Raw genomic sequence first — 8,574 nt, 5'->3', positions numbered from 1 at the left:
CCGGGGCTTGAAGCGCGCGGTGGGCCTCGCCGCCCTGGCGACGATCCCGCTGTTTCTGGTCGAGATGGGCCGCCACTTCGTGCCCGGCGCCCACCATCTTCTGGCGAGCACGATCGGCGAGCAGCCCTGGCGCTTGATCAGCTTCGCATTGGCCGCCTTCGTGCTGTTCGGTCCGGGCTTGCGCTTCTATCGCAAGGGCGTGCCGAACCTCGTTCGGCGCACGCCGGACATGAATTCCCTGGTGGTGCTCGGCGCGACGGCCGCGTTCGCTTATTCGACCGTCGCCACCTTCATGCCCGGGCTGCTGCCGGCCGGAGCCAACCACATCTATTTCGAAGCCGCCGCCGTGATCGTCACCCTGATCCTGGTCGGACGCCTGTTCGAGGCCCAGGCGAGGGGCCGCACGAGCGAGGCGATCAAGCGTCTGATGACGCTGCAGGCGAAGACCGCGCGCGTGGAGCGGGCGGGCGTCGTCCTCGAGGTTCCCGTCTCCGAGGTCCTGGTCGGCGACATCGTCGTGGTCCGGCCGGGCGAACGGGTGTCGGTGGACGGCGAGGTCCTGGACGGGGCCTCTTACGTCGATGAATCCATGATCACGGGCGAGCCGATCCCGGTCGAGAAAGGTCCGGGCGCCGCTGTGGTTGGCGGCACGGTCAACAAGACCGGGACTTTCCGCTTCCGCGCCACCAAGGTGGGCGCAGCCACCCTGCTCGCCCAGATCGTGCGGATGGTGGAGGCCGCCCAGGGCGCCAAGCTGCCGATCCAGGCTCTCGTCGACAAGGTCACCAGCTGGTTCGTGCCGGCTGTCATCGTCGGCGCTGTCCTGACCTTTGCCGCCTGGCTGGTCTTTGGCCCCAGCCCGGCGCTGAGCTTCGCGCTGGTCAACGCCGTGGCGGTGCTGATCATCGCCTGCCCGTGCGCCATGGGCCTGGCGACCCCCACTTCGATCATGGTCGGCACCGGCCGCGCCGCGGAGCTGGGCGTCCTTTTCCGCCGTGGCGAGGCCCTGCAGAGCCTGCGCGACGTCCAGGCGGTCGCCTTCGACAAGACAGGGACACTGACGCTCGGTCGGCCGGTCCTGACGGATGTCCGCGTCACGGATGGATTCGCGGAGTCCGATCTCCTGCGCCTGGTGGCGGCGGTCGAAAGCCGCTCGGAACATCCGATCGCCCAGGCGATCGTCGAGGCGGCCCAAGCCCGCGGCCTGCAGCTGCCCGAGACGTCCAGCTTCGAGGCCCTTCCCGGCTTCGGCGCTGAAGCGCTCGTCGATGGCCGGCGGATCCAGGTCGGCGCGGACCGCTTCATGGCGAAACTCGGCGTCTCGGTCGCCGCTTTCGCCGCCGACGCGGATCGCCTCTCGGGTGAGGCTAAGACGCCGATCTACGCGGCGGTCGACGGCGAGCTCGCCGCCATCCTCGCCGTGGCCGATCCGATCAAGGACACCACGGCCGAGGCCCTGGCGATGCTGCACGCAGCGGGTCTGAAGGTGGTGATGATCACCGGAGACAATCGGCGCACCGCGCAGGCAGTCGGCGCGGCGCTCGGCTTGGACGAGGTGGTTGCCGAGGTGCTGCCCGATGGCAAGGTCGCCGCCGTGAAGAACCTTCAGCAGCGCTATGGTCGCGTGGCCTTCGTCGGCGACGGGGTGAACGATGCCCCGGCCCTGGCGAGCGCCGACGTCGGGATCGCCATGGGGGCCGGAACAGACATCGCCATCGAGAGCGCCGACGTGGTGCTGATGCGCAGCGACCTGCGCGGCGTGACCACGGCGATCGCGCTCAGCCGTGCGGTGCTGCGGAACATCCGCCAGAACCTCGCCTGGGCGTTCGGGTACAACGTGGTGCTGATCCCCGTCGCCGCCGGCGCCCTTTACCCCGCCTTCGGCCTGCTGCTGTCCCCGATGGTGGCCGCTGGCGCCATGGCGCTGTCCAGCGTCAGCGTCCTGACGAACGCGCTTCGCCTGCGAGGCTTCCGCGACGCCGCCTTGCAAGGAGCACGGCCATGAACATCGGTCAGGCCTCGAAGGCCTCGGGCGTCACCACCAAGATGATCCGCTACTACGACGAGATCGGCCTGGTGCGCCCCGCGAGCCGGACCGACTCCAACTATCGCGAGTACGACGCCCGCCAGATCAACGAGCTTCGCTTCATCAAGCGCGCGCGTAGTCTCGGCTTCTCGATGGACGAGATCACGCAACTGCTGTCGCTGTGGCGGGATCGCGAGCGGCCGAGCCGCGAGGTCAAGGCGATCGCCGACCGACACGTCGCCGATCTCGACGCCCGGATCGCCGAAATGCAGGCCATGGCGGACACCCTGCGGCACCTGTCGCACTGCTGCGCCGGCGACGATCGTCCGGACTGCCCCATCCTTGCCGACCTGACGGCCGGGGCCGAGCCGACCACGCCGCTCGAGCGAGTGAAGGCAAGAGCGCGATAAGCTTAGCTGCGGCAGAGACAGGCGAACTGACAAAACTCGGAACTGCGAGCTTCAATACAGAGTTGACGGATCGCTCACCCCTCCGTGAGCCTCAAGAGATCGGACCGCAGCTGGACAAGCACGAATTCGATGGCCACGTCGGGCACGGGAGCGGTGGCCAGCAAGGTTTGAAATAGGTGATCCTGGATGAGCTGGGAGGCTGTCGTCGCCTCGCGCTCCAATGTCTCTGCGAGCTGACCGGGCGCCCCGGCGATACTTTCGAGGAGACGATCAATCTCTGGCTGCTGCCGCAACACTGCGATGGCGGCAGTCGCCAGATTGCGGGGGTTGACGTCCGGGCGGTCGAACAGCTGCAGCAAGATCTCTCTGAATGCCGGCGTCGGGGGCGCTAACCGAGTGTGGCGGAGTGCGCCAGCAAGGCGCCGCCAGGCCTCGGCGTCGCCGGGCGCGGCCTCCACGGCCTGGGCGAGCAACGCCAGCCCTTCCATGCCGTGACCGAGTTGCAGGCGCGCAAGGCCGAGGTTCGCCAGCAAAATCGCACGCAGGGGGTGCCCCGCCGGCGTCGCCTTTCTACCCCTATGGAAGTGTTCCGCAGCTCCCGCGGCGTCGCCGCTCTGCAGGCACAAGAGACCTAGCCCATTGAGGGCGGTCGGCAGTGCGGGCGCTCGTTTCAGTGCAGAGCGGTAGCAACGCTCCGCGTCGGACCGTCGTCCGATCAGACGATAAGCGTCGCCGGCCGCAGCAAACGCCTCTGCGAAGTCTGGCTTGAGAGCTGCGGCCCGTTGGAAGAACGTCGCCGCGATCTCGTAAGCCTGCAGCCGTCGATGGGCTTCACCGAGATTGAACTGAATGAATGGGTTCTTCGGCTGCCCACTCGCCGCCTTTTCAAACCATGCGACCGCGTCGTCTGACCGCCCACGGTTCAAAGAGACCGTACCCAGGACATTCAGCGCTGAGGGATCCGAGGGCCTTGCCGCGAGAACCTTTCGAGCGTGCTTCTCTGCCTCAGGCCATCGGCCTGCGTTCACGTGCGCCACCGCCTGCTGCAGGTCGACCACCGCCTGAGGTGGCCCCGCAGGCGTCAGGCGCGGCGGCGGAGGCGGGAACCGTCTCATGCACTGATCAAGCGGCGCTCAGCGACCGCGCCTCCCTCAAATCGGCCCTGGCATCGCGAATGATCGACCACGCAGATTGGAGGAAGAGCCCCGAAATGATCACCGCTACGACGAGATCGGGCCAAGCGGTCTTGGTCCAGAACACCAGGCCTGCGGCGATCACGACGGCGAGGTTCCCCAGGGCGTCGTTGCGGGAGAAGAGCCAGACGGCGCGAACATTGGCGTCGCCGGCGCGGTGGGGGATCAGGATGAGCGCCGCCGCAACGTTCGCCACCAGCGCGATCATGCCGAATACGCCCATGAGCTCGGCCTCTGGCTGGTTCAGCACCAGCACGCGATAGGCCGTGTTCAGAAGCACCCCGACGCCGAGCGCCGCCAGGAACAAGCCTTGGATAAGCGCAGAGCGCGCACGCCAGACGAGCGACCAGCCGATCGCCAGCAGGCCCAGGAACGTGATGAGCCCGTCGCCCATGAAGTCGAGGGCGTCCGCCTTCAGCGCCTGCGAGCCGGCGACGAAGCCGGCGACGATCTCCACCAGGCCGTAGCCGGCATTGATCAGCACCACGATCCAGAGCGCCCGCCGGTAGGCGGGCGTGATATGGCTGAGGTTCTTCGGGAGCTCATCATCATCCGCCGTCGCCGAAGGCTCCGCGCGATCGATGTGATAGCCAAGGTCGGTGACCGTGGCCTCTACGGTCGGCACAAGCTTCGCGGCATCGTCGACCTTCAACGTCATCATCGAAGACGCGATGGAGACACGCGCTTCCTGGACACCAGGCAGCTTGGCCACCGCCGACTGGATCTTTTCCGCGCAGCTGGAGCAATCCATGCCGGTCACACGGTACCGGAGGGACTCTGCGGCGGCTGTCGTGTTCGACATGTATTTTCTCCCGATGTGGCCACTCTAATTGCTCTAGCGGCTTGAGGATCAAGCCGTTGCGGCGGCTCTCCCGAGCCTCGCGAAGCCGGCTCTTGATCCTCTAGTAACTTGAGCATGTATCGTGCTGTTAAGACCTATTCGCAGTCGCACTCAGGACGCTTCGATGCCGGCGCTCGCACGCCTCTTCCTCGCGGTCGCCCTTCTCATGGCCGCCCAACTTCCCGCCACCGCCGTTGCCCAGGACGCGCCGCCCTCCGCGGCCGTCGCCTGGCGCCTGCTGGACTATATTGCGGTGGATTACCCCGGCGCTGTCTCCGACGGCCGGATCGTAAGCGAGGCCGAGTATGCGGAGATGCGGGAATTCTCCGCCTCTGTGCGCAGCCGCATCGCCGCCCTGCCGGCGAGTTCCGCCAAACCGCAGCTCCTGGCAGAGGCGAACGCACTCGTCGGATCCGTGGATCATCGTGCCGAGCCTGCCGAGGTGGCGCGCCGGGCCCGAACCCTCGCGGCCGATTTGCTAAAAGCGTACCCCGTGCCGCTCGCGCCGCAGCAGGCCCCAAACCTGGTCCGGGGTGCGGCCCTTTACGCCGAGCAGTGCGCGTCCTGCCACGGCGCCGTCGGCAGGGGTGACGGCCCCAACGCCAAAGGCCTTGATCCTCCGCCGATCGCCTTCACCGACGTGGCGCGCGCCAACGAGCGGAGCCTCTTCGGTCTCTATCAGGTGATTGGCCAGGGGCTCGACGGCACGGCCATGCCCAGCTTCGCCCACCTGTCGTCCGACGATCGCTGGGCGCTGGCGTACTATGTTGGGACCTTCGCCTATTCCCGAGAGGCCGAGCGCGCCGGCGAGCAGGCGTGGCGCGCGGGGTCGCAGCTGCACGCCGTCGTCCCCGACCTACAGGTCCTGACCCAAACGACCCCCGCAGCTCTGGCGGCCCGCGTAGGCGAGCCGCAGGCCACCCAGATCATGGCTTATCTGCGCCGCCATCCTGAGGCTGTAGCGCCGAAGTCGGGTGGCGGGCTGGACGTCGCCCGTCGCAAACTCGCGGAAAGCCTGAACGCCTACGAGGCGGGCGATCGCAAGCGGGCTGAGGAGCTCGCGCTGTCGGCGTATCTTGACGGGTTCGAGCCTGTCGAACCTCTGCTGCGCGCGCGAGACGGCGCCCTGATGGCGAAGGTCGAGGCGTCCATGGGCGAGCTCCGGGCCAGCCTTGCCCGCGGCGCGCCGTCGGCCGAAGTGGCCGCGCAGGTCCGAGGGCTGGATGGGTTGTTCGATGAAGCTGCGCGGGCGCTCGCGCCGGAGCAGGCCAGCGCCGCCTCAAGCTTCCTCGGCGCCTTCACCATTCTGCTGCGCGAGGGAGTCGAGGCGCTTCTGATTGTGATCGCGATGATCGCCTTCCTACGGAAGGCCGAACGCCAGGACGTACTGCCCTACGTCCACGGCGGCTGGATCGCCGCCCTTCTGGCGGGGGGGCTGACCTGGGCGGCGGCGACCTACCTCATCTCCATCAGCGGAGCGAGCCGCGAACTGACCGAAGGGTTCGGGTCCTTGGTCTCCGCAGTCGTGCTGATCTCGGTGGGGGTGTGGATGCATGGGAAGGCCCAGGCGGGCGCGTGGCAGGCGTATATTCGCGACAAGCTGTCGGCAGCGCTGTCAAAGCGGTCGGCCTGGTTCCTGTTCCTGTTGGCCTTCGTCGTCGTCTACCGGGAAGTGTTCGAGACCATCCTGTTCTACGCCGCCCTCTGGAGTCAGGGGGGGCAGCTCGCGATGGTGTCCGGCGCCGGCTTGGCGGTCATCTGCCTGGCGGTGATCGCCTGGGCGCTGCTGAGCTACAGCAAGCGCCTGCCCATCGCGCAGTTCTTCTCCTACAGCTCGATCCTCATCGCCGTATTGGCCGTGGTGCTCGCTGGGAAAGGCGTGGCGGGTCTGCAGGAAGCGGGGATGCTCGATGTCCGGCCCCTGGCGGCGCTGCCCCGAATTGAGGTGCTCGGCGTGTTCCCGACCTGGGAAGGGCTCCTAGCTCAGCTGCTCACGCTGACCGTCGTGGTGGTCGGGTTCTGGGCGGCGGGCCGGCGCGCCCAGGCCGAGGCGCGGGTCTAGGGCACATTCGCCTGGAGTTCATCGAGCCAGATACGGGCGGAGCCGTCCGACGGGGCGCGCCAGTCGCCGCGCGGGGAGAGGTTGCCGCCCGAGATCACCTTGGGGCCGTTCGGCATCGCTGAGCGCTTAAACTGGCTGATCTCGAAGAAGCGGAACAGGAACACGCCTAGCCAGTGCTTTATGGCCGCCAAGTCGTAAGCGTTGCGCGCCTCGACGGTGAAATGCGCCGGCCAATGCCCAGCATCGCGGTCCTTCCAGGCGTGCCAAGCGAGGAAGGCGACTTTCGAAGGCCGCAGGCCGTAGCGGGTAATGTAGTAGAGGTTGAAGTCCTGCAGCTCGTAGGGCCCGACCTTGGCCTGGGTGCTCTGGATCGCCCCCGAGGCGTCCGCCGGCACCAACTCCGGCGAGATCTCCGTGCTCAGCACCGAAAGCAGCGTCTGGGAGGCGTCGGCGTCGAACTGGCCCGTGGTCGCGACCCAGCGGATCAGGTGCTGGATCAGCGTCTTCGCCACCGAGCCATTGACGTTGTAGTGGCTCATCTGGTCACCCACGCCGTAGGTGCACCAGCCGAGCGCCAGCTCCGACAGGTCGCCCGTCCCGAGCACGAAGCCGCCGCGCTGGTTGGCGAGCCGGAACAGGTAATCCGTCCGCAGCCCAGCCTGAACGTTTTCAAAGGTCACGTCGTACACCGGTTCCCCCGCGGCGAAGGGGTGACCGAGGTCGGTGAGAAGCTGGCGTGCGGCCGGCTTGATGTCGATCTCTTCCCCGGCGACGCCGAGCGCCCGCATCAGTCGCCAGGCGTTCGACTTCGTGCCCTCGCTGGTTGCGAAGCCCGGCATGGTAAAGCCGAGAATGTCGGAGCGGGGCTTGCCGAGCGCGTCGAAGGCCTTGGCCGCGACAATGAGAGCGTGGGTGGAGTCCAGGCCGCCGGACACGCCGACCACAATGTGCCTGGACTTGGTGGCGTCGAGGCGTTTGGCGAGTCCCTGGACCTGGATGTTGAAGGCCTCGTAGCAATCCTTGTCGAGGCGCGTGAGGTCGTCCGGTACAAACGGGAACCGGTCAATCGCGCGTAGCAGACCGACGTCCTGGAAACTAGGCTTGTGGTGGAATTCCACCCGGCGGAAGCAGGTCTCAGGACGCCCTGACGCCACGGCGGCGTTGTTGAAAGTAGGTGTGCGCATGCGCTCAAGGCGCAGGCGTTCCACGTCGACGTCGGCCACGGCCATCTGCGCCTTGGCGGGGAAGCGATCCGTCTGGGCGAGCAGCACGCCAAGCTCGTGGATGGTCGCCTGACCGTCCCAGGCGAGGTCCGTTGTGCTCTCGCCCGGTCCGGCCGCCGAATAGAGATAGGCCGCCTGGCAGCGCAGCGACTGGGACGCACAAAGCAATGCTCGGTCGTCGGCTTTGCCGACCACGATGTTGGAGGCGGACAGATTGCAGAGGATCAGCGCGCCCGCGAGCGCGGCCTGGGTGGACGGCGGCGTCGCGGCCCAGAAGTCCTCACACATCTCCATGTGGAAGACGAAGTCCGGCAGATCGGCCGCCGTGAAGAGAAGGTCCGTCCCGAATGGAACGGATTGGCCGGCGATCTGCGTGTGCAGCCCGACAACGCCTGCGCCGGGAGCAAACCAACGGTTTTCGTAATACTCCCTATAGTTCGGCAGGAAGCTCTTCGGCACGACGCCCAAGATCCGCCCGCGAGAAATTGCGATCGCGCAGTTATAGAGCCGGCCATTGTGGGCGACCGGGGCGCCGACGATCAGCACTGGGGAGAGCGCGGTGCTCGCCTCGACCAAACGTGCGAGCTCAAGTTCCACGCGGCGCACCAGGGTGTCCTGCAGCAACAGATCGTCGATGGCGTAGGCCGACAGTCCCAGCTCCGGAAAGAGCATGAGATCGACGCCCCGACCGTGGCCGTCCTTCGCGAGACCTAGCGTCTCGGCCGCGTTGAAGCCCGGGTCGCCGACCGCTACGCGCGGCGTGCAGACGGCCACACGCACCAAGCCTTGCGTGTGAATGGCATAGAATTTCGAGGTCAC

6 protein-coding genes are annotated in these 8,574 nt (G+C 67.2%); 3 read left to right on the top strand and 3 right to left on the bottom strand.

Features of this window, described 5'->3' with window-relative positions; all coding sequences use genetic code 11:
* A partial coding sequence (locus tag ABS78_RS18655) for a copper-translocating P-type ATPase (RefSeq protein WP_293382905.1) occupies window positions 1-2,005 on the top strand: 2,005 nt, incomplete at its 5' end.
* Window positions 2,002-2,436, top strand: a complete 435-nt coding sequence (gene cueR / locus ABS78_RS18650; protein WP_257817678.1) for a Cu(I)-responsive transcriptional regulator — start codon at window positions 2,002-2,004, stop codon at window positions 2,434-2,436. The genes ABS78_RS18655 and cueR, both read left to right, overlap by 4 nt.
* Window positions 2,437-2,510: 74 nt before the next feature.
* Here the strand turns inward: cueR and ABS78_RS18645 are convergent, their stop codons facing one another.
* A complete protein-coding gene (locus ABS78_RS18645; protein ID WP_293382902.1) occupies window positions 2,511-3,494 on the bottom strand; it encodes a tetratricopeptide repeat protein in 984 nt (327 codons plus the stop codon).
* 64 nt (window positions 3,495-3,558) lie between these two features.
* Window positions 3,559-4,431, bottom strand: coding sequence for a cation transporter (locus tag ABS78_RS18640; protein WP_293382899.1), 873 nt, complete (start codon window positions 4,429-4,431; stop codon window positions 3,559-3,561).
* A 163-nt stretch (window positions 4,432-4,594) separates the two neighbouring features.
* Between ABS78_RS18640 and ABS78_RS18635 the strand changes: the two genes are divergently transcribed.
* Complete coding sequence (locus ABS78_RS18635) at window positions 4,595-6,532, top strand: cytochrome c/FTR1 family iron permease (RefSeq protein ID WP_257835903.1); 1,938 nt, start codon at window positions 4,595-4,597, stop codon at window positions 6,530-6,532.
* On the opposite strand, the gene ABS78_RS18630 is transcribed toward ABS78_RS18635, so the two are convergent.
* Entirely contained in the window at window positions 6,529-8,574 is a 2,046-nt protein-coding gene (locus ABS78_RS18630) for an NAD(+) synthase (RefSeq protein ID WP_257835904.1), read from the bottom strand. The two genes, ABS78_RS18635 and ABS78_RS18630, sit on opposite strands and share 4 nt — an antisense overlap.

Source organism: Phenylobacterium sp. SCN 70-31 (genome assembly GCF_001724605.1).
Taxonomy (GTDB): domain Bacteria; phylum Pseudomonadota; class Alphaproteobacteria; order Caulobacterales; family Caulobacteraceae; genus Phenylobacterium.
The sequence above is the reverse complement of the archived record's forward strand: the minus strand, read 5'-3'. Positions and strand labels throughout refer to the sequence as shown.

Coding starts and splice junctions, on each gene's coding strand:
- cueR (WP_257817678.1), top strand. CDS start 2,002: ATGAACATCGGTCAGGCCTCGAAGGCCTCGGGCGTCACCACCAAGATG.
- ABS78_RS18640 (WP_293382899.1), bottom strand. CDS start 4,431: ATGTCGAACACGACAGCCGCCGCAGAGTCCCTCCGGTACCGTGTGACC.
- ABS78_RS18635 (WP_257835903.1), top strand. CDS start 4,595: ATGCCGGCGCTCGCACGCCTCTTCCTCGCGGTCGCCCTTCTCATGGCC.